The organism is Piscinibacter sp. (assembly GCF_047600445.1).
Lineage (GTDB): Bacteria > Pseudomonadota > Gammaproteobacteria > Burkholderiales > Burkholderiaceae_C > Piscinibacter.
In genome coordinates this window covers 792,923-817,842 of record NZ_JASGKT010000002.1, presented here as the reverse complement: position 1 = coordinate 817,842, position 24,920 = coordinate 792,923, and the positions used below count along the sequence as shown (strand labels likewise).

The 24,920-nt window shown below is 73.3% G+C and carries 25 protein-coding genes; 10 read left to right on the top strand and 15 right to left on the bottom strand.

The window, feature by feature from the left end; translation table 11 throughout:
- Nucleotides 1–28 precede the first annotated feature (28 nt).
- The 3 genes from QM792_RS07895 to QM792_RS07885 are packed head-to-tail and all read right to left on the bottom strand — an operon-like array spanning nucleotide 29 to nucleotide 2,748.
- Entirely contained in the window at nucleotides 29–1,360 is a 1,332-nt protein-coding gene (locus QM792_RS07895) for an ATP-binding protein (RefSeq protein WP_415148995.1), read from the bottom strand.
- Nucleotides 1,338–2,021, bottom strand: a complete 684-nt coding sequence (locus QM792_RS07890) for a response regulator transcription factor (RefSeq protein ID WP_415148993.1) — start codon at nucleotides 2,019–2,021, stop codon at nucleotides 1,338–1,340. Before QM792_RS07890 ends, QM792_RS07895 begins: the two co-directional genes overlap by 23 nt.
- A 4-nt stretch (nucleotides 2,022–2,025) precedes the next feature.
- Nucleotides 2,026–2,748 (bottom strand): PepSY domain-containing protein, encoded by a 723-nt coding sequence (locus tag QM792_RS07885; protein ID WP_415148991.1) that lies wholly within the window; start codon nucleotides 2,746–2,748, stop codon nucleotides 2,026–2,028.
- A 127-nt stretch (nucleotides 2,749–2,875) separates the two neighbouring features.
- On the opposite strand from QM792_RS07885, the gene QM792_RS07880 reads away from it, so the two are divergent.
- Nucleotides 2,876–4,075: a DUF5666 domain-containing protein gene (locus QM792_RS07880; RefSeq protein ID WP_415148989.1), complete on the top strand. Its 1,200-nt coding sequence runs from the start codon at nucleotides 2,876–2,878 to the stop codon at nucleotides 4,073–4,075.
- A 17-nt stretch (nucleotides 4,076–4,092) separates the two neighbouring features.
- Here the strand turns inward: QM792_RS07880 and QM792_RS07875 are convergent, their stop codons facing one another.
- The 3 genes from QM792_RS07875 to glyA all read right to left on the bottom strand — a co-directional run bounded on the left by QM792_RS07875 (nucleotide 4,093) and on the right by glyA (nucleotide 7,218).
- Complete coding sequence (locus QM792_RS07875; RefSeq protein ID WP_415148988.1) at nucleotides 4,093–5,055, bottom strand: quinoprotein relay system zinc metallohydrolase 1; 963 nt, start codon at nucleotides 5,053–5,055, stop codon at nucleotides 4,093–4,095.
- Nucleotides 5,052–5,825 (bottom strand): quinoprotein dehydrogenase-associated SoxYZ-like carrier, encoded by a 774-nt coding sequence (locus QM792_RS07870; RefSeq protein WP_415148986.1) that lies wholly within the window; start codon nucleotides 5,823–5,825, stop codon nucleotides 5,052–5,054. The genes QM792_RS07875 and QM792_RS07870 overlap by 4 nt, the downstream gene beginning before the upstream one ends.
- 103 nt (nucleotides 5,826–5,928) lie before the next feature.
- Entirely contained in the window at nucleotides 5,929–7,218 is a 1,290-nt protein-coding gene (gene glyA, locus QM792_RS07865) for a serine hydroxymethyltransferase (RefSeq protein WP_415148984.1), read from the bottom strand.
- Between the two features lie 137 nt (nucleotides 7,219–7,355).
- Between glyA and QM792_RS07860 the strand changes: the two genes are divergently transcribed.
- Nucleotides 7,356–8,249, top strand: a complete 894-nt coding sequence (locus QM792_RS07860; RefSeq protein WP_415148983.1) for a LysR family transcriptional regulator — start codon at nucleotides 7,356–7,358, stop codon at nucleotides 8,247–8,249.
- 22 nt (nucleotides 8,250–8,271) lie between these two features.
- Here QM792_RS07860 and QM792_RS07855 read toward each other — a convergent pair whose 3' ends face one another.
- The 7 genes from QM792_RS07855 to QM792_RS07825 form a co-directional block, all read right to left on the bottom strand.
- Nucleotides 8,272–9,273, bottom strand: coding sequence for an XdhC family protein (locus tag QM792_RS07855; protein WP_415148981.1), 1,002 nt, complete (start codon nucleotides 9,271–9,273; stop codon nucleotides 8,272–8,274).
- Between the two features lie 11 nt (nucleotides 9,274–9,284).
- On the bottom strand, nucleotides 9,285–9,857 hold the full coding sequence (locus tag QM792_RS07850) for an SRPBCC family protein (RefSeq protein ID WP_415148980.1): 573 nt from the start codon (nucleotides 9,855–9,857) through the stop codon (nucleotides 9,285–9,287).
- Between the two features lie 11 nt (nucleotides 9,858–9,868).
- Nucleotides 9,869–11,050, bottom strand: a complete 1,182-nt coding sequence (locus QM792_RS07845) for a vWA domain-containing protein (protein WP_415148978.1) — start codon at nucleotides 11,048–11,050, stop codon at nucleotides 9,869–9,871.
- Between the two features lie 6 nt (nucleotides 11,051–11,056).
- On the bottom strand, nucleotides 11,057–11,983 hold the full coding sequence (locus QM792_RS07840; RefSeq protein ID WP_415148976.1) for an AAA family ATPase: 927 nt from the start codon (nucleotides 11,981–11,983) through the stop codon (nucleotides 11,057–11,059).
- Nucleotides 11,984–12,080: 97 nt separating this feature from the next.
- The gene (locus QM792_RS07835; RefSeq protein WP_415148975.1) at nucleotides 12,081–12,875 is read right to left on the bottom strand and encodes an FAD binding domain-containing protein; all 795 of its coding nucleotides are present in this window, start codon (nucleotides 12,873–12,875) and stop codon (nucleotides 12,081–12,083) included.
- A gap of 12 nt (nucleotides 12,876–12,887) precedes the next feature.
- On the bottom strand, nucleotides 12,888–15,239 hold the full coding sequence (locus QM792_RS07830) for a xanthine dehydrogenase family protein molybdopterin-binding subunit (RefSeq protein ID WP_415148974.1): 2,352 nt from the start codon (nucleotides 15,237–15,239) through the stop codon (nucleotides 12,888–12,890).
- Between the two features lie 26 nt (nucleotides 15,240–15,265).
- A complete protein-coding gene (locus tag QM792_RS07825; protein ID WP_415148973.1) occupies nucleotides 15,266–15,757 on the bottom strand; it encodes a (2Fe-2S)-binding protein in 492 nt (163 codons plus the stop codon).
- Between the two features lie 147 nt (nucleotides 15,758–15,904).
- On the opposite strand from QM792_RS07825, the gene QM792_RS07820 reads away from it, so the two are divergent.
- Entirely contained in the window at nucleotides 15,905–16,285 is a 381-nt protein-coding gene (locus QM792_RS07820) for a winged helix-turn-helix domain-containing protein (protein ID WP_415148971.1), read from the top strand.
- Here QM792_RS07820 and senA read toward each other — a convergent pair.
- A complete protein-coding gene (senA, locus tag QM792_RS07815; RefSeq protein WP_415148969.1) occupies nucleotides 16,266–17,492 on the bottom strand; it encodes a selenoneine synthase SenA in 1,227 nt (408 codons plus the stop codon). The genes QM792_RS07820 and senA overlap by 20 nt on opposite strands.
- Before the next feature lie 99 nt (nucleotides 17,493–17,591).
- Here senA and QM792_RS07810 point away from each other — a divergent pair, with 99 nt between their 5' ends.
- Together QM792_RS07810 and QM792_RS07805 are read left to right on the top strand one after the other, a co-directional pair.
- Nucleotides 17,592–18,026 (top strand): DUF3717 domain-containing protein, encoded by a 435-nt coding sequence (locus QM792_RS07810; protein WP_415148968.1) that lies wholly within the window; start codon nucleotides 17,592–17,594, stop codon nucleotides 18,024–18,026.
- On the top strand, nucleotides 18,023–19,450 hold the full coding sequence (locus tag QM792_RS07805) for an MATE family efflux transporter (protein WP_415148966.1): 1,428 nt from the start codon (nucleotides 18,023–18,025) through the stop codon (nucleotides 19,448–19,450). Before QM792_RS07810 ends, QM792_RS07805 begins: the two co-directional genes overlap by 4 nt.
- On the opposite strand, the gene QM792_RS07800 is transcribed toward QM792_RS07805, so the two are convergent.
- Nucleotides 19,389–19,682 carry a hypothetical protein gene (locus QM792_RS07800; protein WP_415148965.1) on the bottom strand — a complete coding sequence of 98 codons (294 nt, stop codon included), beginning with the start codon at nucleotides 19,680–19,682 and terminating at the stop codon, nucleotides 19,389–19,391. The two genes, QM792_RS07805 and QM792_RS07800, sit on opposite strands and share 62 nt — an antisense overlap.
- A gap of 146 nt (nucleotides 19,683–19,828) precedes the next feature.
- Between QM792_RS07800 and QM792_RS07795 the strand changes: the two genes are divergently transcribed.
- The 5 genes from QM792_RS07795 to QM792_RS07775 all read left to right on the top strand — a co-directional run bounded on the left by QM792_RS07795 (nucleotide 19,829) and on the right by QM792_RS07775 (nucleotide 24,919).
- The gene (locus QM792_RS07795; protein WP_415148963.1) at nucleotides 19,829–20,329 is read left to right on the top strand and encodes a sigma-70 family RNA polymerase sigma factor; all 501 of its coding nucleotides are present in this window, start codon (nucleotides 19,829–19,831) and stop codon (nucleotides 20,327–20,329) included.
- The gene (locus QM792_RS07790) at nucleotides 20,322–21,293 is read left to right on the top strand and encodes a FecR domain-containing protein (protein ID WP_415148961.1); all 972 of its coding nucleotides are present in this window, start codon (nucleotides 20,322–20,324) and stop codon (nucleotides 21,291–21,293) included. The genes QM792_RS07795 and QM792_RS07790 overlap by 8 nt, the downstream gene beginning before the upstream one ends.
- Nucleotides 21,290–23,665 carry a TonB-dependent siderophore receptor gene (locus QM792_RS07785; RefSeq protein WP_415148959.1) on the top strand — a complete coding sequence of 792 codons (2,376 nt, stop codon included), beginning with the start codon at nucleotides 21,290–21,292 and terminating at the stop codon, nucleotides 23,663–23,665. Before QM792_RS07790 ends, QM792_RS07785 begins: the two co-directional genes overlap by 4 nt.
- An 88-nt stretch (nucleotides 23,666–23,753) precedes the next feature.
- Nucleotides 23,754–24,236, top strand: coding sequence for a Fur family transcriptional regulator (locus QM792_RS07780; RefSeq protein WP_415148957.1), 483 nt, complete (start codon nucleotides 23,754–23,756; stop codon nucleotides 24,234–24,236).
- Nucleotides 24,233–24,919 (top strand): energy transducer TonB, encoded by a 687-nt coding sequence (locus QM792_RS07775; RefSeq protein ID WP_415148956.1) that lies wholly within the window; start codon nucleotides 24,233–24,235, stop codon nucleotides 24,917–24,919. The genes QM792_RS07780 and QM792_RS07775 overlap by 4 nt, the downstream gene beginning before the upstream one ends.
- Nucleotide 24,920 lies beyond the last annotated feature (1 nt).

The following is a 24,920-nucleotide window of genomic DNA, read 5'->3' as shown; positions in this document are numbered from 1 at the left end:
CGGAGTCGGGATGGCCCGGCAGTGGCCATCACAGCGTGACGCGGCAGCGCAGGCCGCCCAGCGTGCCGGCGGCGTCCAGCGCCAGTTGCCCGCCGTAGGTGCGCACGATGTCGTCGACGATCGCCAGGCCCAGTCCGCTGCCGGCTACGCTCTCGTCGAAGCGCCGGCCGCGGCGCGCGGCCTCGCCGATCTGCTCGGCGCTGAGGCCCGGACCGTCGTCCTCGACTTCCAGCAGCACGCGGTCGCCGTCGCGCCGCGCGGTCAGGCGCACCGCGCTGCGCGCCCACTTGCCCGCGTTGTCGAGCAGGTTGCCGGCCACCTCCTCCAGGTCGGCGGCATGGCCTTGCCAGCGCAGGCCGGGTTCGACCTCGACGCGCCAGGCCAGGCCGCGCGCGCCGTGCAGGTGGCGCACCAGCGCCAGCACGCCGTCCAGCGCCTCGCCGACGCCGACCCGGCGCGTCTGGCCGGCGCCGCTGGCGGCACGCGCGAGGTGGCGCTCGATCAAGCCGTTCATCGCCGTCACCTGGCGCTGCACCGCCTCGCTGGGCACCGTCGCCTGGTGCGCCTGCGCGGCCAGCAGCGCCAGCGGCTTCTTCAGCGCGTGGCCGAGGTCGGCGGCGTGGTGGCGCGCGCGCTCGACGACGCGGGCGTTGCGCAGCAGCACCTCGTCGATCTCCTGCGCCAGCGGCGCGAGGTCGGGGCCGAAGGCATCGCCGATGCGCTCGGCCTGCCCGCCGCGCACGCGGCCCAGCGCCTCCTGCAGGCGCCGCACCGGCGCCAGCCCGATGCGCGCCTGGAGCACGCTGAGCAGGACCAGCGCGGCGCTCAGCGCCAGCGGCACGGTCAGCAGCACGCGGTCGATGCGCTCGATCTCGGAGTCGGTCTCCTGCGCCGCGCCGTAGACATGCAGCGTGTGCATGCCCGACGGCAGCGCCAGCGGCCGCGCCGCGCCCAGCAGCGGCTCGCCGCGCGGGCCGACGGCGCGCCGCAGCGGCGGCTCGGTGCGCTCGTCGGGCGTGGCCGCGCCGAGGTCGAGGCTGGCGTCCCACAACGAGCGCGACCGCGGCGCGTCGGCGCCCTCGCCGATCTGCCAGTACCAGCCGGAGAAGATGGTGTCGAACTCGGAGCCGGCGGCGGCTTCGCCCAGCGGCACGCCGCGCTGCCGGGCCGCCAGCAGTTCGACCTCCAGGCGGTCGGCGCGCTGGGCCAGGCCCTGCGCGAAGCTGCGCAGCACCACGCCGTGCAGGCTCTCGCGCAGCAGCCACGCGGCCCCGGCCGAGACCAGCAGCGCCGACAGCAGGCCCAGCAGGATCAGCCGGGCCGCGAGGCCCGCGCGCTCAAGCGGCCGGATCGTCGCCATCGTCGGGCGCGGCCAGGCGCCAGCCGCGGCCGCGCTCGGTGTGGATCAGCGGCGTGCCGAGCTTGCGCCGGATGCGGCCGATCAGCACGTCCAGCGTGTTCGAGTCGGGGTCGAGGTCGCGCGCATAGACGTGCTCGGCCAGCTCGGCGCGCGACACCGGCTGGCCCTTCCGGTGCATCAGGTACTCCAGGATGCGGTGTTCCTGCGCCGTCAGGGCCAGCGGCCGGCCGCCCAGCGTGAAACGCTGGCCGGCGGTGTCCAGGCGCAGGCCGCCGACGGCGATCACCGGCTCGGCGCGGCCATAGGCGCGCCGTTGCAGCACGCGCAGGCGCATCACCACCTCGTCGTGCAGGAAGGGCTTGGTCAGGTAGTCGTCGGCGCCGGCCTCGAAGGCGGCGCGCTTGTCGCCCCAGCGCGTGCGCGCGGTCAGCACCAACACCGGGTACGCCGCGCCCTGCTCGCGCCAGTGGCGCAGCAGCGTCACGCCGTCGATCCCGGGCAGGCCGAGGTCGAGCACCGCGGCGTCGTAGGTCTCGGTGACGCCGAGGAACTCGGCCTCGGTGCCGTCGCCGCACAGGTCGACCAGCATGCCGGCGTCGGCGAGCGCCCGGCGCAGGCTGTCGCCGAGTTCGGCATCGTCCTCGACCACCAGCACGCGCATCGCCTCAGGAGCCCTCGCGCAGCACGCGACCGGTGGCCGGATCGATGTCGACCTCGATGCCGCGACCGTTCGGCAACTGCAGTTCGATCTCGTAGTAGGGCGCGCGGTTGGCGTCGTGCTTGACCTCGACCTCGACGGCGCGCCCGCCGTAGCGGCGCTCGATCGCCTCGATCAGCGCGGGCAGTTGCCGCGGCGCCGCCGGCAGCGTCTCGGGACGGCGACCCTGCTCCAGCACCTGGCCGCTGGTGGCGTCGATCAGGAAGCGCTGCTCGCTGCCGTCGGGGCGCACGATCGACAGGTCGTACACCGGCGGCTGCTGGCGCGGCCGCTTCAGCTCCGCCTCGCGCACGGTGCCGGTCTCGCGCGCGAACACGAGGCGCAGCACCTCGGCCATCGACATCAGGCTGGGCTGCACCAGGGCCTGCCGGCCGACCTCGGCGCCGGTGGCGGCGTCGATGAACAGCTCGACGCGGTGGCCGTCCTTGTGCAGCAGCGTGATCTCGTACCAGAGCTGGCCGTCGGGGCGCGCCTCGAGTTCGACGTCGAGCACGCGCCCGGGATGCGTCTTCTGGATGCGCGCCAGGATCTCCGCCAGCGGTTTGAGCTTGCCGGACTGCACGCCGCGGCGCACCGCGTCCTGATCGGCGCCGAGCGCGGCCGGCGCGGACGCGAGCGCGAGACAGGCGGCGCACCACAGGGCGGCCAGGCGAACCAGGCGGATCGGCATCGTGTCGGAATGTTAGCGGTGCAGCCTAAACGTCCGATGAACGCGCGGTTCAGCGCCGGTTTAGGGTCGATCCGAAGAATGCCCCGGAATCGGCAGCGACGCCTGCCTTTCCCCAGGAGCACATGCCATGACACTCCCTTCTCCTTGCGCCCTTTGGCCGCGCCGGCGCGGCGTGCGCATCGCCGCCGGGTTGACGCTGGCCGCCTGCCTCGCCGCCTGCGGCGGCGGCGGAGGCAGCGCGAACGACAACGCCGCGCCCGCCGGCCAGGGCGTCTTCACCAGCGGCGTGGTGCACGGCGTGGGCACCCTCGCGGTCAACGGCGCCAGCTTCGACGACAGCGCCGCCGCGGTGAGCGGCGACGACGGCCGGCCGTTGGCGCGCGAGGCCGTGCAGCTCGGCATGGTGGTCAGCGTGCAGGCGGCCGCCGCGTCGGCCTCCGCGCCGGCGCCGGCCAGCGCGGTCGCGGTGCGCAGCGAGATCGAAGGGCCGGTGTCGGCCGTCGACGCGGCGGCCGGCACGCTGACGGCGCTGGGCCAGCGCGTGACGGTCGACGCCAACACCGTGCTGAGCCTTGGCGCCGGCGGCCTGGCCGCGCTGCGCGTCGGCGACATCGTCGAGGTCTACGGCTTCCGCGCCGCCGACGGCAACGTGCTGGCCACGCGCATCGAACGCGAAGACGCCGACGAGGACGACTACAAGCTGCGCGGCACCATCAGCGGCCTGGACACCGCGGCGCGCCGCCTGACCATCGGCGGCCTGCCGATCTCGTACACCAGTGCGACGCGCCTGCCGGCGACGCTGGCCGACGGCCAGCAGGTGCGCGTGGAGCTGCGCACCAGGCCCGACGCGCAAGGCGTGTGGCAAGCCACCGAGATCACCCTCGCCGCCGTCGCGCCGGCCACGGCCAGCGGGCTGCGCGCCGAACTCGAAGGGCTGATCACCGCGTTCACCAGCGCGGCGGCGTTCAGCGTCGACGGCGTGACGATCGACGCCTCGGCCGCCACGCGCGTGCCGGCCGGCCTGGCGCTGGGCCGGCGTGTCGAGGTCGAAGGCGTGCTCGCCAACGGCGTCCTGCATGCGCGCGAAGTGGAGATCGAGGACGACCGCGACGACGACGAGGGCCTGGAGATCGAGGGCCGCATCGAAGCGCTCGACAGCGCGGCGCAGACCTTCGTCGTGCGTGGCATGCGCGTGGCCTGGGGCGCGGCGCGCTTCGAAGGCGGCGGCGCGGCCGGCCTGGCGGTGGGCGTGCGTGTCGAGGTCGAGGGCCGGCTGGCCGCCGATGGCAGTTCGATCGAAGCGAGCAAGGTCGAGTTCGACGACTGACGCGCCCGTCCGCCCGGCTAGGGCTTCGCCGCCTTCAGCACCGCCTGCTCGTAGCGTGGATAGAGGTGCGCCACGTTGCGCGTGTACTCGGTGCCGAAGGCGGCCCAGCCGCGGAACTCGGCCGGCGCCTCGGCGCGCAGCACCTCGTTCATCTCGGCGCCCTGCTCGGCCAGCGTGCGGAAGCTGCTGTCCAGCCATTGCAGGTAGCGCTGCGTCTCGGCCACCGCGCTGGCGTCGGCGCGCACCGGGCCGTGGCTGGGCACCAGCGTCTTCAGCGGCAGGCCGCCGAACTCGCGCAGGCTTTGCAGCCACACGGCGGGCTGCGCGTGCGGCGTGGTCGGCACGCGCTGCGCGAACACCAGGCCGCCGGCGAACACCACGCCGCTGGCCTTGTCGATCAGCACCAGGTCGCTGTCGGTGTGGCCGCGGTACTCGCGCAGTTCCAGTTCGCGCTCGCCCAGGCGCAGCGTGCCGGGCGCGGCCGTGGCGCTGGGCAGCAGCGCCTCGGTGCCGCGCATCCAGTCGCCGCACAGGCGGTAGAGGTTGTCCTCGTAGGACTTGGCCTCGCGCGCCATGCCGGCGCGCGTGGTGTCGGTGGCCAGGCGCGGCACGTCGGCGAAGGCCTGGTTGCCGAGGAAGTAGTCGGGGTGCAGGTTCAGGTGGATCACCTGCGCGACCGGCTCGCTCGTCGTCTTCGCGATCAGCGCGCGCAACTGCTCGCCGTAGCGCCTGGACGGCCCGGTGTTGATCACCAGCACGCCCTTGCCGGTGGCGATGAAGCCGGTGTTGATGATGTTGCAGCCGTTGGCCGGCGAGAAGTCGGCGTTGGCGCCCTCCACCACCCACACGCCGGGCGCGAGGGCGCGCGCGGAAAGCCCGTAGTCGAGCCGGTCGACGTCGACGCGCGGCGCGGCCTGCGCCAGCGCCACGGCGAGCGCCGCCGGCAGCAGCGAGGCGAGCGCGGTCTTCGGCGTCTTCATTCGATGCGGCCGTCGATGCGGTTGCCGTTGTTGTCGGCGCCGACCAGGCGCAGCCCGGCGCCGGGGCTGCCGGGGAAGTCGAAGCTGAACACCGGGTTCTCGCTGATGGGCTCGAAGGTGGCCAGGCGCGCCAGTTCGCGGTCGCGCCCGTCGCGCACCGAGAGCCGGTTGACGTAGAAGGCCGGGATGCCGCCGACCAGGCCGGTGTCCATCGGGTGCATCACCATCACGCGCACGCGCGAGGCGCCCGCGCCGGCCGCCGGGCTGCTCGCGAACAGCCGGCCGCGCGCCTGCCCGAGCGTCTGCGACCAGCTCCCGTCCTTGCGCGTGGCGCCCGAGACCGTGCAGCCGCCGCCGGCCGAATCGACCAGCGTGCCGCCGACGTGCCAGACGCCGTCTTTCGTGCGCGCCGCAGCGCGCACCGGGCTCGCCTGTTCGAGCTTGAAGCGAAAGCCCAGGCTGCTCAGCGCGGCCAGAGGCTGGTACTCCAGCACCTTGCGGATCGGGTTGCGGTCGACGATCACGACGATGGTCTCGACCTCGCGCAGCCCGAGCGCCGACACGCTGATCGGCACGTTCATCGGGTCTTCGGCGAAGGCCGGGCCGCGCACCTGCACGCGCTCGTCGAACACCACCGGCGCATTGCCGAAGAACTCGCGCCGCAGGTCGGGCCATTGAAGCGAGCCGAAGGGATCGCCGCCGCTGTCCTGCGCGCGGGCGGCGACGGCGCTGGTGCACAGCAGGATCAGGAGGGCGAAGAAACGCAGCATGGCCGCGATGCTGGCCGGATGCGCCACGCTGCTCCAGTCAGGGCGAACCCGGGACAGGTGTGCCAGGACGGATCAATCGGGCTCGCGGGCCGTGCACTCGGACTCAGCGGTACGTCGGAAAGCGCGCGGCCATCTCGCGGACCGCCGCCGCCACGCGCGCTTCGACGGCCGCGTTGTCGTCGGGGCTCGCACGCAAGCCTTCGAGCACCTCGGCGATCCAGTCACCGACGGCGTCGAACTCGGCCTGGCCGAGGCCGCGCGTGGTCGCGCCCGAGACGCCGAAGCGCAGCCCCGACATCACCTTCAGGTCGGCGGCGTCCGAGGGGATGGGGTTCATGTTCGCGATGATGCCGGCGCGCTCCAGGCTGCGCGCCGCGGGCGCGCCCGTCAGGCCCTTGCCGCGCAGGTCGACGAGCATCAGCGGCGTGTCGGTGCCGCCGCCCACCAGATCGAAACCGTGCCGCCGCAGCCGCTGTGCGAGCACCCGCGCATTGGCCAGCACGGCGTGCGCGTAGTCGGCGAACTCGGGCCGCAGCGCCTCGCCGAGCGCCACCGCCTTGGCCGCGACGATGTGCAGCGACGGCGTGCCCTGCAGCCCGGGAAACACGGCATTGTTGATGCGCTTCCTCAAGCCCTCGTCGTTCCACAGGACGATGGCGCCGCGCGGCCCGCGCAGCGACTTGTAGGTCGTCGTCGTGACGACGTCGGCGTGCGGGAAGGGATGCCCGTGCGCGCCGCCGGCGACGAGCCCGGCGAAGTGCGCCATGTCGACGAGCAGCTTCGCGCCGCCGGCGTCCGCGGCGCGGCGGAAAGCCGCGAAGTCCAGCGCCCGCGGATAGGCCGAGCCGCCGGCGATGAGGACCTTGGGGCGGTGCCGGCGCGCGAGCGCGCTCACCTCGTCGTAGTCGATCAGGCCGTCGCCGCCGCGCACGCCGTAGCTGACCACGTCGAACCACGCGCCGCTGAGGTTCGCCGCCGCGCCGTGGCTGAGGTGGCCGCCGGCATTGAGATCCATCGACAGGATGGTGTCGCCCGGCTCGGCGAGCGCGTGCAGCACCGCGTGGTTGGCCTGGCTGCCCGAATGGGGCTGCACGTTCGCGAAGCGGCAGCCGAACAGCGCGCAGGCGCGCTCGATGGCGGCGCTCTCCACCGCATCGACGTTCACGGCGCCGGCGTGGTAGCGCTTGCCGGGCAGGCCTTCCACCGTCTTGTTGGTCAGGATGGAACCCTGCACGTCGAGCACGGCGCGGCTGACGATGTTCTCCGAGGCGATCAGCTCGATCACGTCGCGCGTGCGCGCCTTCTCGCGCTCGATCGCCTGCGCGACCAGCGGGTCGGTCCGATCGACGCCGGCGCTGAAGTAGCCGGGAGGCAGGAGGGAGGCTTGTTGCATGGTCGGGTGTGTCGGGGGTGCTGGACGCCGGAATGCTAGGGTCGATATCACATCAGAAATACTGATCTTTTCTTAAGTTATGGATTAGCATGCGTTTTGTATTGGCAGCCGTCGTGCAGGCGGCCCCGGAGTCGCCGATGGATCTCGCCCGGCTGCGCGCCCTGCGCGAACTCTCGATGCGCGGAACGATGAACGCCGTGGCGCAGGCCTTGCACGTGACGCCGTCGGCGATCTCGCAGCAGATCGCCCAACTGGAACGGGAGGCCGGCCTGGCGCTCACCGAACGCCACGGGCGCAGCATCCGGCTCACGCACGCCGGGCAGGTGCTGGCGCAGCACGCCGAGCAGGCGATGGCCGTGCTCGATTCGGCGCGCGCCTCGCTCGCGGAGATCCGCGGGGAGGTTGCCGGCGAAGTCCGCATCGCGGCCTTTCCTTCCGCCGCCGCGGCGCTGCTTCCGCGCGCGATCAATGCGCTGCGCAAATCGCATCCCCGGCTCGAGCCGGTGCTGATCGAGCTCGAGCCGGCCGAAGGGCTGGCCGCGCTCGCGTCGTGGCAGGCGGACGTCGCGCTCGTCGACGACCTGTCGCTCGCCTCCGGCGCGCCGGCCGGCATCGTGCAGACCGCCTTGACCGACGACACGCTGGTGGCGCTGGTGTCGCGGCGCCACGCGCTGGCGCGGCGCGAATCGGTCACGGTGGACGACCTCGCGGCGGACGCCTGGGCCATGGACTCGAGCTCCAGCGCCTATGCCGAGTTCATCCTCGGGCTGTGCCGCCGGGCGGGATTCGAGCCGCGCGTCAACGCGCGTTGCCGCGGCTTCGAGATGGTTGCCGCCTGCGTCGCCGCCGGCTGCTCGGTGTCGGTGATCCCGGCGATGCGGCGGCGCCAGGCGCCGCGCGGCGTGGCGATGATCGAACTGCGCCCGCAGGTGCGCCGCCGGATCTCGATGGCCCATCGCAGCGGCGAGCGCCATCACCCGGCGATCCAGGCGGTGATCGCCGAGCTGGCGGCGGGCATCGGCATGCGCTGAAGCATCGGCGCGCCGCGCGGATTCAAGGCCGCGCGCACACGCCGGGCGCCTGCGCCACCGCCGAGCCCTCCTTCTTCTGCACCAGCGCCACGCCGTTCTTCACCGCGACGATCTCGGCGACGATGGCCACGGCGATCTCGGCCGGCGACTTGCCGCCGAGGTCGAGCCCGACCGGGCCGTGCAGCCGCCCGATCTCGGCCGGGCTGAGGTCGAACAGCGCGAGGCGCTCCATGCGCCTGGCGGTGTTGCCGCGCGAGCCGAGCGCGCCGACGTAGAAGGCCGGCGACTTGAGCGCCTCCAGCAGCACCATGTCGTCGAGCTTGGGGTCGTGCGTCACCGCCACCACGGCGCTGTGCGGGTCGAGCTGCAGTTCGAGCACCAGGTCGTCGGGCATCGCCTTGCTGAAGCGGGTGTCCGGGATGTCCCAGCTCAGGTGGTACTCCTCGCGCGGATCGCAGCAGATCACCTCAAAGTCGAGCATCAGCGCCATCTGCGCGACGGCGCGCGAGAGCTGGCCGGCGCCGACGATCAGCAGCCGCCAGCGCGGGCCGAACAGCGCGCGCAGTTGCCGGCCGTCGAACCGGAAGGCCTCGCCGCGCGCGGCCGGCTCGATGCCGACCTCGCCGCTGTCGAGGTCGAGCCGGCGCGCCACCAGTTCGTGGCGCGCGGTGCGCTCGAGGATCTGGTCGACCCAGGCGGTGTCGAGCAGCGGCTCCTGCACCAGCCGCAGGTTGCCGCCGCAGGGCAGGCCGAAGCGCGCGGCTTCCTCCTTGGTGACGCCGTAGGTGATCAGCGAGGGCCTGGCGACGCGCTCGCCGCCGCGCACGCGCTCGATCAGGTCGTCCTCGACGCAGCCGCCGGACACCGAGCCGACGACGAGGCCGTCGTCGCGCATCGCCAGCAGCGCGCCGGGCGGGCGCGGCGCCGAACCCCAGGTCTCGATCACGGTGACCAGCCACGCCGCGCGGCCCTGCGCGCGCCAGTCGCGCGCCTGTTGCAGCACCTGGAGGTCGAGGCTGTCCATGATCCGCTCCGTTATCGCATCAGCAGCCAGGCCAGCACCGCCAGCACCAGCGCGCCGGCGATCCACCACAGCGTGTTGCCGCCGCCGGCGGCGGGCGCAGGAGCCGCTTGCGGCGCCGCCGCGGACGGCTCGGCCGCCGGCGGCGGCGGCGCCAGCCTGGCCTCGAAGGCGGAGAAGAAGTCCTCGGCGATCTTGGCCGCCGCCGCGTCGATCAGGCGCGAGCCCACCTGCGCCATCTTGCCGCCCACCTGGGCGCGCGCCTGGTAGCTGAGCCGGGTGCCGCCGCCCTCGGGGGCGAGCCGCACGTCGGCCGAACCCTTGCCGAAGCCGGCCACGCCGCCCTGGCCGTCGAAGGCGATGGTGTAGCTGGTCGGCGGCTTCACGTCGCTCGTCTTCAGCGTGCCCTTGAACTTCGCCGACACCGGCCCGACGCGCACCGCCACCAGCGCGGCGAAGGCGTCGTCGCCGGTTCGCTCCAGCGATTCGCAGCCGTTGATGCAGGCTTTCAGCACCTCGGGGTCGTTGAGGCCGGCCCAGACGGTGGCGATCGGGGCGGCAATGAGTCGTTCGCCTGTGAGTTCCATGGCAGTGGTGTTCAGTGCAGCAGGGTGGAAGGGTTCAGCGCCGGCCGGCGCAAGGCCTGCGCCAGATCGGCCAGGCTGGCGAGGTTGTGCACCGGCAGGAAGCGGTCGACGTGCGCGAGCAGCGTGCGGATGCCGGCGGCGCGCGGCTCGAAACCGGCGAAGCGCAGCAGCGGGTTGAGCCACACCACCTGGTGCGCCAGGCGCCGCAGTTGCGCGGCGCTGCGTTCCAGCGCGCCGTCGTCGTCGCGTTCGAGCCCGTCGCTGACGAGCAGCAGCGCCGCGTTGCCGCCGAGCACGCGGCGCGCCCAGCGGCGGTTGAATTCGTCCAGGCTGGCGGCGATGCGGGTGCCGCCCTTCCAGTCGTGCACGAGTTGATCGGCCATATTCAGCGCCACGTCGGGGTCGCGCTGGCGCAGGCAGCGCGTGATGGGGGTCAGCCGCGTGCCGAACACGAAGGTGTGCACCTTCAGGTGCCGGCGCGTCAGCCCGTGCACGTAGTGCAGGAACAGGCGCGAGTAGCGCTCCATCGAGCCCGAGATGTCGATCAGCACCACCAGCGGCGGCAGCTCGCTGCGCGGCCGGGTGAAGGCCGGCGTGAGCGTGTGCGGCGCGCGCGCCATGCCGTGCAGCGTGCGGCGCAGGTCGAGCGCGCCGCCGCGCGGGCTCGCCTCGTGGCGGCGCCGCCGCACCGGCCGCACCGGCAGCGGCGAGCGTTCGGCGAGCTTCTTGGCCATCTCGTACTCGGCCGTCGTCATGCTCTCGAAGTCGGCCTGCGCCAGGCGCTCGCGCGCGGAGAAGCTGAACTCGGTCTCGAAGCGGATCTCGTCCTGCGCGGCCCGGTTCCCGGGCGGCGGCTCGCGCTTCGGCGGCGCCGCGGCCAGCGCTTCGGCCAGGCGGTTGGCGCGCGGCGGCGTGTGCTTCTCGCCGCGGCCCTGCACCTTGGGCAGCAGCAGGTACATCATCTGCTCGAGCAGCTTGGGGTCGCGGAAGAAGGCGTCGAAGGCGGCGTCGAACAGGGTCTGCTGCTCGTGGCGTTCGAGCATCACGGCGGACAGCGCGGCGCGCACGTCCTCGCGCCGGTCGAGGCCGACCGCCTCCACCGCCGCGACGGCCGCCAGCACGCGGTCCGGCCCCACGGCCAGGCCCGCGTCGCGCAGGATGCGCGAGAAGTGCACGAGGTTCTCGGCCAGCATGCCCGTTCAGTCCAGCAGCGCGCGCGCCTTCAGCTCGTCGAGGATCTTCGCCGTGTCGCCGCCGCCCATGCGCGCGATGTCGTCCTGGTACTTCAGCAGCACACCCAGCGTGTCGCTCACCGTGGCGGGGTCCAGGCGCATCGCGTTGAGCGCCACCAGCGCGTTGCTCCAGTCGATGGTCTCGGCCACGCCCGGCGCCTTGAACAGGTCGAGCGTGCGCATGCGCTGCACGAACTCCACCACCTGCCGGTACAGCCGCTCGGAGGCGCCCGGCGCCTTGCGGCGCACGATGTCCAGCTCGCGCTCGACATCGGGGAACTCCACCCAGTGGTACAGGCAGCGGCGCTTGAGCGCATCGTGGATCTCGCGCGTGCGGTTGCTGGTGATGATGGTGATCGGCGGCGCGCTCGCCTTCACCGCGCCCAGCTCGGGGATGGTGATCTGGTTCTCGGCCAGCACTTCGAGCAGGAAGGCGTCGAAGGGCTCGTCGGCACGGTCGAGTTCGTCGATCAGCAGCACCGGCGAACGCGGCTGCGTCAGCGCCTGCAGCAGCGGGCGCTCGATCAGCATCGCGCGCGAGTAGAGCGAGTGCGCGAGGCGGTCGCGGTCCGCGCTGTCGTGGATCGCGTGCGCCGCTTCGGCCAGGCGGATCTCGACCATCTGGCGCGCCACGTTCCACTCGTAGGCGGTATGCGCCACGTCCAGGCCCTCGTAGCACTGCACGCGCAGCAGCGTGGCGCCCAGCGCGCCGGCCAGCGTCTTGGCGAGTTCGGTCTTGCCGACGCCGGGCTCGCCTTCGAGGAACAGCGGCCGGCGCAGCGTCAGCGCGAGGAACAGCGCGGTCGCGAGCCGCCGGTCGCTCAGGTAGTCGTGCGCGGCGAGCAGCGCGATCGTCTCGTCGACCGTGGCCGGCAAGTTCGATGCACCGCTCATGACCGCCCCTCGTCCGATGAGTACATCGGCCGATCCCCCGAGGGGATCCGGGCCGGCTTGGGAGCGGCCCGGCGCTCGGCCCGGCTCATGCCGTCCCTCAAGACGCCAGCGCCGCGGCCACCGCGCGCGAGGCCATCACGCTGATCATCGCGGCGCGGTAGGCGGCCGAGCCGTGCAGGTCGGCGTTCAGGCCGTCGGCGCTCACCTTCACCGCCTTGGCGGCTTCGGGCGTGAAGCTCTTCGCCAGCGCGTCCTCGATCGGCTTGCAGCGGAACACGCTGCCGGCCGCGCCGGTGACGGCCACGCGCACGCCGTCGGCCGTCTGCGCGACGAACACGCCCACCAGCGCGAAGCGCGAGGCCGGCTGCCTGTACTTCACGTAAGCGGCGCGCTGCGGCACAGGGAAGCTCACCGCGGTGATCAGCTCGCCGGGTTCGAGCGCGGTTTCGTACAGGCCCTTGAAGAAGTCGTCGGCCGCGATGCTGCGCCGGCTGGTCTTCACCGTCGCGTTCAGGCCGACGACGCCGGCCGGGTAGTCGGCCGCCGGGTCGGCGTTGGCGATCGAGCCGCCGATGGTGCCCATGTTGCGCACCATCGCGTCGCCGATGCCGCCGGCCAGCCCGGCCAGCGCCGGAAGGGCCTTCTTCACCTCGGGCGAGGCGGCCACTGCGGCGTGCGTGGTCATCGCGCCGATCACGACGCTGCCGCCGCCGACCGTGATGCCCTTCAGCTCGGCGATGCCGCCCAGGTCGACGAGGCGCTCGCTGGACGACAGCCGCAGCCGCATCGCCTGCACGAGGCTCTGCCCGCCGGCGAGGAAGCGCGCATCGCCCTGGAAGGCCGCGGCCGCCGCCGCGACGCTGCCCGGGCGCTGGTAGTCGAATGCATACATGGTCGTCTCTCCTCAGGCGGGGATGTGGTTGGCGGCGCGCCAGACGCGCTCGGCGGTGGCCGGCATCGGCATGTCCTTCACGCCCAGCGCGTCGGTCAGCGCATTGACGAAGGCCGGCGGCGAGCCGATCGCGCCGGCCTCGCCGCAGCCCTTCACGCCCAGCGGGTTGTGCGTGCAGGGCGTGACGGTGTGGTCGACGCTGAAGCTCGGCAGGTCGTCGGCGCGCGGCATGGTGTAGTCCATGTACGAGCCGGTCAGCAACTGGCCGGATTCGCTGTCGTAGACGCAGCCTTCCAGCATCGCCTGGCCCAGGCCCTGCGCGAGGCCGCCGTGCACCTGGCCCTCGACGATCATCGGGTTGATGATGTTGCCGAAGTCGTCCACCGCGGTGAAGCGCTCCACCGTCACGCGGCCGGTCTCGGGGTCGACCTCGACCTCGCAGACGTAGCTGCCGGACGGGTAGGTGAAGTTGGTCGGGTCGTAGAAGGCGTTCTCGTTCAGGCCGGGCTCGAGCTTGTCGAGCGGGTAGTTGTGCGGCACGTAGGCGGTCAGCGCCACCGAGCCGAACGGCAGCTTCTTGTCGGTGCCCTTGACCTTGAACTCGCCGCCCTCGAACTCGATGTCGGTGTCCGAGGCTTCGAGCAGGTGCGCGGCGATCTTCTTGCCCTTGGCGATGATCTTGTCGACCGCCTTGACGATCGCCGTGCCGCCCACCGACAGCGAACGGCTGCCGTAGGTGCCCATGCCGAAGGGCACGCGGCCGGTGTCGCCGTGCACGATCTCGACGCTCTCGACCGGGATGCCCAGCTTGGCCGCCACCACCTGCGCGAAGGTGGTCTCGTGGCCCTGGCCGTGGCTGTGCGAGCCGGTGAACACCGTCACCGTGCCGGTGGGGTGCACACGCACCTCGCCGGCCTCGAACAGCCCGGCGCGCGCGCCCAGGGCGCCGGCGATGTTAGACGGCGCGAGCCCGCAGGCCTCGATGTAGCAGCTGTACCCCAGGCCGCGCTTCCTGCCCTTGGCGGCGGAAGCCGCCTTGCGCGCCGCGAAGCCGGCCACGTCGGCGATCTGGATCGCCTTGTCGAGGTGCGCCGCGTAGTTGCCGGTGTCGTAGGTCAGGCCGACCGGCGTCGCGTACGGGAACTCGGTGATGAAGTTCTGGCGCCGGATCGCCGCCGGGTCCATCTTCATGTCGCGCGCCGCCTGCTCGACGATGCGCTCGACCACGTAGGTGGCCTCCGGCCGGCCGGCGCCGCGGTAGGCGTCCACCGGCGCGGTGGTGGTGAACACCGCCTTGACGTTGCAGTAGATCGCCGGCGTCTTGTACTGCCCGGCCAGCAGCGTGGCGTACAGGATGGTCGGCACGCTGGACGCGAAGGTCGACAGGTAGGCGCCCAGGTTGGCGATGGTGTCCACGCGCATGGCGAGGAAGTTGCCCTTGGCGTCCATCGCCAGCTCGACCTTGGTGTGGTGGTCGCGGCCGTGCGCGTCGGTGAGGAAGGATTCGCTGCGCTCGGCGGTCCACTTGATCGGCCGCCCCACGCGCTTGCTCGCCCACACCAGCGCCGTCTCCTCGGCGTAGAGGAAGATCTTCGAGCCGAAGCCGCCGCCGACGTCGGGCGCGATCACGCGCACCTTCGATTCCGGCAGACCGAGCACGAAGGCGCTCATCAGCAGGCGCTCGACGTGCGGGTTCTGGTTCGCCACCCACAGCGTGTAGCTGTCGTCGTGCCGGGTGTACTGCGCGTTGGCGGCGCGCGGCTCCATCGCGTTGGGGATCAGCCGGTTGTTGACGAACGCCAGCGTGCTCACCTTGGCGGCCTGCCCGAAGGCGGCGTCCACCGCGTCCTTGTTGCCGTGGCCCCAGTCGTAGCAGACGTTGTCGGGCACCTCGTCGTGCACCGCGCTGCCGCAGGTGTCGGCCCGGGTGATGTCGATCACCGGCGGCAGTTCCTCGTAGTCGACCTCGATCAGCTCGGCGGCGTCCTTGGCCTGCAGCAGCGTCTCGGCCACCACCAGCGCCACCTGGTCGCCGACGTGGCGCACCTTGCCCTGCGCCAGCACCGGGTGCGGCGGCTCCTTCATCGGCGAGCCGTCCTTGCTGTGGATCAGCCAGCCGCAGGGCAGCCCGCCGACCTTGGCCTCGGCGAGGTCGGCGCCGGTGAAGATCGCGACGACGCCGGCCGCCTGCGCCGCCTTGGCGGTGTCGATGGACCTGATGCGCGCGTGCGCGAACGGCGAGCGCAGGAACACGCCGTAGGTCTGGCCCGGCAGCACCACGTCGTCGGTGTACTGGCCGGCGCCGGTGAGGAAGCGGGCGTCCTCGCGGCGCAGCAGCGGCTTGCCGATGGGGGAGTTGGACATGTCCGTCATGGTCGTGCCCTCCCCGCTCAGGCCGCCGCCACCGGCTGCCCGGCCTTGCCGCTCTGGCAGTGCTGGATCGCCTTGACGATGTTGTGATAACCCGTACAGCGGCAGATGTTGCCGTCCAGCCCTTCGCGAATCTGCTGTTCGTTGGCGTTCGGACAGTCCTCCAGCAGCTTGACGGCCGACATCACCATGCCCGTCGTGCAGAAGCCGCACTGCAGTCCGTGGCACTCGCGGAACGCGGCCTGCATCGGATGCAGTTCGCCGTTGGCGGCCGACAGGCCCTCGATCGTCGTCACCTGCCCGCCCTGCGCCTGCACCGCCAGCATCGAGCACGACTTCACCGCGCGGCCGTTCAGGTGCACCGTGCAGGCGCCGCACTGCGCGGTGTCGCAGCCGACGTGCGTGCCGGTGAGTTGCAGGTGCTCGCGGATCAACTGCACGAGCAGCGTGCGCGGATCGACGTTCACCGACACGGCCTTGCCGTTGACGGTCAGGGAAATGGGAACGCTCACGGTGGTGTCTCCTCGGGTGGCGTGCCGCCGCGCCGCGCGGCGGTCTGCGAAGCATTCTTCGAGCCGTGCCCGACCCTGCAAAGCGCAGGGGTTCCCTTATGATCTTTTGTTCATAACACCGCCTCCCCGCTGCCCCCGACGCGCCCCATGCACCACGTCCACCTGAGCTATGCGCTGAGCGTCGAGCCCGAGCTGCGGCGCGGGCTGCACCACCCGCTGATCGCGCTGCTCGACGCGCTGCACGACACCGGCTCGATCCGCGCGGCGGCGCGCACGCTCGGGCTGTCCTACCGCCACGTGTGGGGCGAGCTGAGGCGCTGGGAGGCCGAACTGGGCCGCGAGCTGGTCGTCTGGGTCAAGGGCCAGCCCGCGCGGCTGTCGCCGGCCGGCGCGCGGCTGCTGGCCGCCGAGCGGCGCGCGCAGGCGCGGCTGGCGCCGCAGATCGAGGCGCTGTGCCACGCGCTGGAACAGGCCTTCGCGGCGGCGCTCGACGAGCCCGGGCGCGGCGCTACGCCGCGCAGCTCCTGAAGCCGCAGAACATCTCGTCGCGCTCGGGCAGCGCGAACTGGCGGAACTTGGGCTCGCGCATGCGCGAGCGCGTCGCGAACGAGGCGCCGCGCAGCACTTTGTGCGTACCGAAGGCGCCCTGCGAGTAGTCGCGCAGCGGCCCCGGCGCGAAGCCCGGGTAGGGGCGGAAGGTGCTGGCCGTCCACTCCCACACGTCGCCCCAGCGCCAGCCGCGGCTGGCGCCCTGGTGCGCGGCGGCTTCCCACTCCACCTCGCTGGGCAGGCGCCGGCCGGCCCAGCGGCACCAGGCGTCGGCCTCGTACCAGGCCAGGTGCATCGCCGGCTGCGCCATCGGCACGCGCATCAGCTTGCCGAAACGCTGCGCCAGCACGCCGTGGCGCATCTGGTCGACGTGGCGCGGCGTGCGCCGCCCCTCGCGCTGCAGCCACTGCCAGCCCTGCGGATGCCAGAACTCCGGCGCGTCGTAGCCGCCGTCCTCGACGAACTCGGCGTACTGCTGCCAGCTCACCGGCTGCGCGTCGATCTCGAACTCGGGCAGCGCGACCTCGTGCACCCACTTCTCGTTGTCGAACACGAAGCCGCCGGGCTCGCAGCCCAGCGGCCAGCGCGTGGCCGGGAACAGCAGCGCCTCGCGCGGGTTCAGCGCCGCCGGCGCGGCCAGCAGGCCGGCGTCGAAGCCCAGCGTCTGGCTCATCTGCGCGAACATCTCGCCGCGCAGGTCTTCGTGGAACAGCGCGAGGCGGTAGAAGTACAGCGCGTCGTCGTCGTCCTCGGGCGTGGCGTCGAGCAGCTCGAGCGTGGTCTCCAGCGTGTCGACGAGGTACTGCCGCGTCGCCTGCAGCTCGGGCAGCTCGACGCGCCAGCGCATCGCGTGCGACACCTCGGCGGGGTCGAAGCAGCGGTCGGCGTCGCTGAGGATGGACGGCAGGCGCGGGCGCGACGGGTCGCAGCGCGCGCCGCGCTGGCGCTGCACGTTGCGCGCGATCCAGCGCTCCTGGAACCAGCCGAGGTGGCCCAGCTCCCACAGCGGCGGGCTCAGGTCGTGCTGCTGCGGCACCGTCAGCTCGCTCGACGCGAGCGCGCGCTCGAAGGCGGCGATCCAGCGCAGCGTGTGGTTGCGCGAATCCATCAGCGCCAGCGAGAGCAGCTCGCGCCCCGCGCGGCGCATGCGCGCGGAGTCGATGGAAGGGGCTTCGATGTCGAGCACGGCGGACCTCGCTGCGCGGCGATTGTGACACCGCGCCCGGACCCGGCAGGAAGGTGCGCGCGCTGCTATTCTTCCGCCCCTTCGCGCGCGACGAGCGTCATGGCCGGCATCCACATCACCGACATCGAGGCCGCCATCAACTGGTGGCGCGCGCGCTCGCCCTCGCTCGACGGCATCACCGCCTGCGCCGAGGTGCGCGCGCTCGCCGAGGTCTACGGCAGCATGGTCTGGCAGCACGACTTGCAGGTCGACGAGGCCGCGCTGTCCGGCGGCGCGCGCGCCGCGTGGATGGACTGGTACCGCAGCACGCCCGACACGCCCTGCATCGCGATCTGCTCGACCAGCCAGGGCGACGACGTCTGCAAGGGCTGCGGCCGCACGTTCGACGAGGTGCAGCGCTGGACCGAGATGAGCCCGGTGGAAAAACGCGCCACCTGGCGGCGCATCACGATGGAAGGCACGGCCTGGCGCTTCAACCGCTACGCCGAGCGCGCCGAGCGCGGCGCCGACGAGGATCGCGAGGCGGCCTCGTGAGCCGCCTCGCGGCGCTGGCGGGCAGCGCGCGGCGCATCGCCCCGCTGGCCTGGCCGGTGTTCGTCGGCCAGGTGGCGGTGCTGGCCTTCTCCACCGTCGACACGGTGATGGCCGCGCGCGCCGGCGCCACCGACCTCGCCGCGCTGGCGATCGGCGGCGCCGCCTACATCACCGTCTTCATCGGGCTGATGGGCATCGTGCTGGCGGTCAGCCCGATCGCCGGCCAGCTCTACGGCGCACAGCACCACGAGGCCTGCGGCGCGCAACTGCACCAGGCGATGTGGCTGGCGCTCGCGCTGGCCGTGCCGGGCTGCGCGCTGCTGCTGTGGCCGCAGCCCTTCCTCGACCTCGCGCGCGCGCCGCCCGAGGTGGCGGCCAAGGTGCGCGGCCACCTCGCGGCGCTGGCCGTCGCGCTGCCGCCGGCGCTGCTGTTCACCGCCTTCCGCGGCTTCAACACCGCGGTGTCGCGGCCGAAGATCGTGATGCTGCTGCAGCTCGGCGCGCTGCTGTTCAAGGTGCCGCTGACGGCGCTGTTCGTGTTCGGCGCCGGGCCGCTGCCGGCGCTGGGCGCGCCCGGCTGCGGCACGGCCACGGCGCTGTGCATGCTCGCGCAGCTCGCGGCGGCCTGGCTGATCCTGCAGCGCGACCCGTTCTACGCGCGCTTTCGCGTCGCCGGCCGCTTCGCGCGGCCGCACCGCGCCAGCCTGCTCGCGCTGCTGCGCCTGGGCGTGCCGATGGGCGGCTCGATCATGATCGAGGTGACCGGCTTCACCTTCATGGCCTTCTTCATCTCGCGCCTGGGCGCCACGCCGGTGGCGGGGCACCAGATCGCGGCCAACCTGGTGGCGCTGATGTTCATGATGCCGCTGGCCATCGCCAACGCCTCCAGCACGCTGGTGGCGCAGCGCATCGGCGCCGGCGACCTGCCCGACGCGCACCGCATCGGCTGGCACGGCGTGGAGATCGGCGTGGCCATCGCCGCGGCGATGGGCAGCTTCGTCTACCTGTTCCGCGCCGGCATCGTCGGCCTGTACACGCGCGACGCGGTGGTCGCCGCCGCGGCGCTGCCGCTGCTGGCCTGGGTGGCGCTGTTCCACGTCGCCGACGCCGCGCAGGCCATCGCCGGCTTCGTGCTGCGCGCCTGGCGCATCGCGGTGGCACCGCTGGTGATCTACGCGCTGGCGATCTGGGGCGTCGGGCTGGCCGGCGGCTACACGGTGGCCTTCGACCTGACCGGGCTGACGCCGCCGGCGCTCAAGGGCGCCGCGGGCATGTGGGCGGCGGCCACCGCCGGGCTGGTGGTCGCCGGCACGGGCATGTGCGGCTTCCTGGCGTGGATGATCGCGCGCTCGCGGCGCGGCGCTACACGTCGGCCCACTGGAAGCACAGAAGCACCGCCTGCAGCGCGAACGCCTTCGCGCTGAGCGCGGCCGCCAGGTCCCCGGCGCGCGCCGCGCCGCGCCGCAGCCAGCGCAGGCACGCCTCGGCGGCCAGCGAGCCGCCGCAGGGAATCAGGAAGGCCGCGACCCAGTGCACCAGCCCCGCGTCGCGCAGGAACAGCGTGTAGGGATTGAGCAAGGCGGTGATCGCCAGCAGGGCCAGCGGGCGGCCGAGGCGCGGCAGGCTGCCGCCGGCGGAAGCGGGTTGCGTCGACATCGTGCGGGCAGCGTAGGCGGCGCGGCGTCAGCGCGGCGTCGCTGCGGCGTCAAGGCCGCGTCAATGCCGCATCGGTACCGCATCGGTGCCTGAACGAATCGAAATCGTTATCATTCGTCAAATTTCGCTCTCCTCCCGCCCACACCATGTCTGCCAACCCGGTGCATCCCTCCCTCGGCACGCTCTACGCCGACCACCACGGCTGGCTGCGCGGGCTGCTGAACAAGAAGCTCGGCTGCCGCCACAAGGCCGAGGACCTGGCGCAGGACACCTTCGTCAAGCTGCTGTCGTCGGAGCTGGCCGCGGCGATCCGCGAGCCGCGCGCGCTGCTGACCACGGTGGCCAACGCACTGGTGGTGTCGCACTGGCGCCGCCAGGATCTGGAGCGCGCCTACCTCGACGCCTTGCAGGCGACGCCGCCCGCATGGGCCCGCTCGCCCGAGGACAAGGCGCTCGCGCTGGAGGCGCTGGCGCAGGTCGACGCGCGGCTGCGCGGCCTGCCGCCGAACGCCTGCCGCGCCTTCCTGATGGCCCGGCTCGAAGGGCTGAGCTATCCGGAGATCGCCGCCGAGCTGGGCGTGTCCGAACGCATGGTCAAGAAGTACATGGCGCAGGTCATGCACCGGCTGCTGCTCCAGGATGACTGAGCCCGAGGCGGCCGGCGCGCCGAGCGAGCAGATCCTGCGGCAGGCGGCCGAGTGGTTCGCGGTGCTCGGCGGGGCGCCCGGCGAGCGGGAGCGCGAGGCCTGGCGCCGCTGGCTGCAGGCCGACCCGCGCCACGCGCGCGCCTGGCAGCGCGTCGAAGCCCTCAACCAAGGTTTCGAGGACCTGCCGCCCGGCATCGACCGCCATGCCGCGGTGCAGGCGCTGACACGGGCGCGCCGCGTGAACACCAGCCGGCGCCGCGCGCTGGGCACGCTGGCCGGCGTGGGCTTCGCCGGCGCGGCCGGCTGGCTGGTGGCGCAGCAGGACTGGAACGCCGATGCGCGCACGGCCGTCGGCGAGCGCCGCGAGATGCGCCTGGCCGACGGCACGCGGCTGTGGCTCAACACCGACACGGCGCTGCGCATCCGCTACACCGCGCAGGAGCGCGCCGTGCAGTTGCTGCGCGGCGAGCTGCTGGTGGCCACCGCCGAGGACACGGCCGTGCCGTCGCGCCCCTGGCGGCTCGACCTGGCCGCCTGCGGCCTGAGCCCCGTCGGCACGCGCTTCAGCGCGCGGCGCAACGGCGACGACGGCTCGCTGTGCGTGTTCGAGGGCGCAGTCGACGTGGCCCACGCCGCGGGCGCCGCGCCGCGGCGCGTGCCGGCCGGCCGGCAGTTGCGCTTCGACCGCTCGAGCCTCGGCGACGCGCAGCCCGCGACGCCCGAGGCCGACGCCTGGACACGCGGCATGCTGGTGGCCGACGGCTGGCCGCTGGCCGCCTTCTGCGCCGAGCTGGCACGCTACCAGCGCGGCTGGCTGAGCTGCGCGGACGACGCGGCGGCGCTGCGCATCGTCGGCGCCTTCCCGCTCGACGATCTCGACCAGGTCTACCGGCTGCTGGAGCGCACGCTGCCGGTGCGGGTCGAACGCCCGCTGCCGGGCTGGGTCCGCGTCGTCGCGGCGTGAAGCAGACCCGGCGCTGGATCGGCACCGCGCTGCGGGCCGGCCTGCTGAGCCTGGTGATGCAGGCCGCCGTGGCGGACGAGCGCGTGTTCGACGTCGACCTGCCGGCCGGAACGCTGGCCGCCGGCGCGAGCCGGCTGGCGGCCCAGGCCGGCGTGCCGTTCTCCGTCGACGAGCGTCTGGTGGCCGGCGTGCGCCATGCGCCGCTGAGCGGGCGCTTCACGCTGCGCGAGGCCTTCGAGCGCCTGCTGGCGGGCAGCGGCCTGGCGCTGGCCGGCGACGGGCCGGCCTTCACGCTGCGCCGCGCCGCGCCGGCCGAGGCGGCCGCGCCGGGCGGGCGCGACACGCTGCTGGCCGAGATCCGCGTGCACGCCGCGGCCGACGACGCGCCGGTGCGCTACCGCTACCCCAGCGTGCAGGCCACCCGCAGCGAGACGCCGCTGCAGGAGCTGCCGCAGTCGGCCACGGTGCTGTCGGCCGACTTCATCCGCGACCAGGCGCCGCGCAGCCTGGCCGAGCTGCTGCGCTACGTGCCCGGGCTGGGCGCGGCGCAGGGCGAGGGCAACCGCGACACGCCGGTGTTCCGCGGCAGCCTGTCGACCTCCGACTTCCTGCTCGACGGCCTGCGCGACGACGTGCAGTACTACCGCGACCTCTACAACATCGAGCGCGTCGAGGCGCTGCGCGGCCCGAACGCGGCGACGGTGGGCCATGGCGCGGTCGGCGGGCTGATCAACCGCATCGCCAAGCAGCCCGAGGCGACGGCCTTCCGCCGCCTCGCGATGGAGACCGGCAGCGACGCGCTCGGCCGCGTCACGCTCGACCTGAACGAGCCGATCGACGACACGCTGAGCGCGCGCCTGAACCTGATGCTGGAAGACTCCGGCGGCTACCGCGACTTCTTCCACCTGCGCCGCCACGGCATCAACCCGGTGCTGGCCTGGCGCGTGCCGGGCAAGGCGCTGCTGAGCGCCGGCTTCGAGCACTTCGAAGACCACCGCACCGCCGACCGCGGCGTGCCCTCGTGGCTCGGCCGCCCGCTGGCCACCGACCCGGCGGCCTTCTTCGGCAACCCGCAGGCGAGCACCACCTGGATCCGCCTGAACGCGCTGAACGCGCAGCTCGACCTCGACCTCGGCGACGGCCTGCTGCTGCAGGCGCGCAGCCGCCTGGCCGACTACGACAAGTTCTTCCAGAACGCCTTTCCCGGCACGGTGCGGCAGGGCGCCGACGGCCTGGAGGTGGCACTGCTGGCGCACAACAGCCGCATGCGGCGCCGCAACCTGCTGCACCAGGCCGAGCTGAGCTGGCGCACGGCCTCCGGCGCCGTCACGCACCAGTGGCTGGCCGGCATCGAACTCGGCCGCCAGCAGGGCGACAACCGGCGCGAGACCGGCTTCTTCGCCACCGACCCGGCCGCCACCACGCTGTGGGTGCCGCTGTCGCAGCCGGTGTCGCACCTGCCCATCGACTTCCGGCAGCGCGACAGCGACCCCGACAACAGCAGCGAGGTCCACGTCGCGGCGCTGCACCTGCAAGACCAGATGCGCCTCGCGCCGCACTGGCAGGCGACGCTGGCGCTGCGCCACGACCGCATCCGCCTCGACGTCGACGACCGCCAGCTCGGCCGGCGGCTGGCCAGCCGCGACCGCCTGTGGTCGCCGCGCGCCGGGCTGCTGTGGCAGCCCGATCCGGCCTGGTCGGCCTACGGCAACCTCAGCCTCGGCTACGCGCTGCGCGCCGGCGAGCAGCTCAACCTGCTGACGCCGGCCAACCAGTCGCTGGCGCCGGAGCGCTTCTCCAACCGCGAACTGGGCCTGCGCTGGAGCCCGCGGCCGGGGCTGGACGCGAGCGCGGCGGTCTACCGGTTCGAGCGCCGCAACGTGGCCGTGGCCGACCCGGCCGCGCCGACGCAGGCCCTGCTGCTGGTCGACGGCCAGCGCACGCGCGGCCTCGAACTGGGCCTGGGCGGCAGCCCGCGGCCGGGCTGGCAGGTGATGGCGGCCTACACGCTGCAGGACAGCCGCATCCGCCGCTCGCTGAGCGCGCTCGCGCCGGCCGGCGCGGCGATGCCGCACGTGCCGCGCCACGGCCTGTCGCTGTGGAACCGCTGGGCGCTCGACGCGCGCTGGTCGGCCGCGCTGGGGCTGACGGCGCGCAGCGGCCTGTACGCCAGCACCGACAACAGCGTGCGCCTGCCCGGCTACGCGCGCTGGGACGGCGCGCTGTTCTACGCGCCGTCGCGCCACCTGCGCGTGCAGCTCAACGTCGAGAACCTGTTCGACACCCGCTACCACGCCTTCGCGCACAGCAATACCAACATCACGCCGGGCGCGCCGCGGGCGCTGCGGCTCGGGGTGCAGTTGCTGTACTGAAGCCCGGCCGGAAAATTTTTTCGCGCGGCGGTTCCCTTTTCGGGATCTGGTGCGGCAAGGAGGGAAACACCCCTTCCAGAGCGCACCCGTGCCCTTCGCCCTGATCCGATCCGCCGAGCCCGATGACGACGGCACGCTGACGGCCCTGCTGCTCGCGCGCGGCCTCAAGCCGACGCCGATCCGCCTGTTCGTGCTGAAGGCGCTGCGCGACGGCGCGCCGGACGACGGCTGCCTGACGCCCGACGAGGTCTGCCGGGCGATCTACCAGCGCGGCGACAAGGCCTCGGTGCCGCAGGTCTACAACGTGCTGTCGCTGCTGGCCGACAGCGGCATCATCGACCGCTTCCGCCTCGGCGCCGGGCCGGCGCTGTACTGCCTGCGGCGCGGCCCGCCGTGGAGCGCGCTGGAGGTGTGCAACCGCTGCGGGCACGCACGCGGCATGCACAACCGCGCGCTCGACGCGCAGTTGCGCCGCGTGGCGCAGGCGTCGAACTTCCAGCTCAGCGGCCACACCGTGATCCTGCACGGCCTGTGCCCGCAGTGCGCGGCGGCCGGCAGGCGTTCGGCATGAACAGCGTCACCGCCCTGCCCCGCCCGCACCGCGAAGCCGCGCTCTCGCCGACGCAGCGGCGCGGCGTCGTCGCCGGCATGATCGCCGCCCACCTCGTGGCCGGCTGGGGCCTGCTGCAGATCGACGCGGTGCGCCAGGCCGTGGTCGACGCGGCGCCGATGTTCGTCGACATCGTCGCGCCGCCGGCACCGCCCGAGCAGCCGCCGGTGCCGCCGCCGCCCGCGCCGGCGCCACGCACGCCGCCGCCCAAGGTTCCGCTGATCGCCGCGGCGCCCGCGCCGGTGGCGGCCGAGCCGAGCTTCGTCGCCGAACCCGAGCCGCCGCTGCCGCCGGTGGCGGTGGAGGCGCCGCCGGCACCGCCGGAGCCGCCCGCCCCGGTCGCGCCGCCGGCGCCGCCCAAGATCATTCCCGCCTCGCCGGTGCAGTACCTGGTGCCGCCGCAGCTCGAGTACCCGCGCGCCTCGCGCCGGGCGCGCGAGAGCGGCCGCGTGCTGGTGCGCGTCTACATCGACGAGGCCGGCCTGCCGCGGCAGACGCAGGTCAGCCGCTCCAGCGGCTTCGCCGCGCTCGACGAGGCCGCGCTGGCCGCCGTGCGCAAGGCGCACTTCAAACCCTATACCGAGAACGGCGTGCCCACCGCCGGCTGGGCCGCCATCCCCCTGAGCTTCGATCTGGAGAACTGAA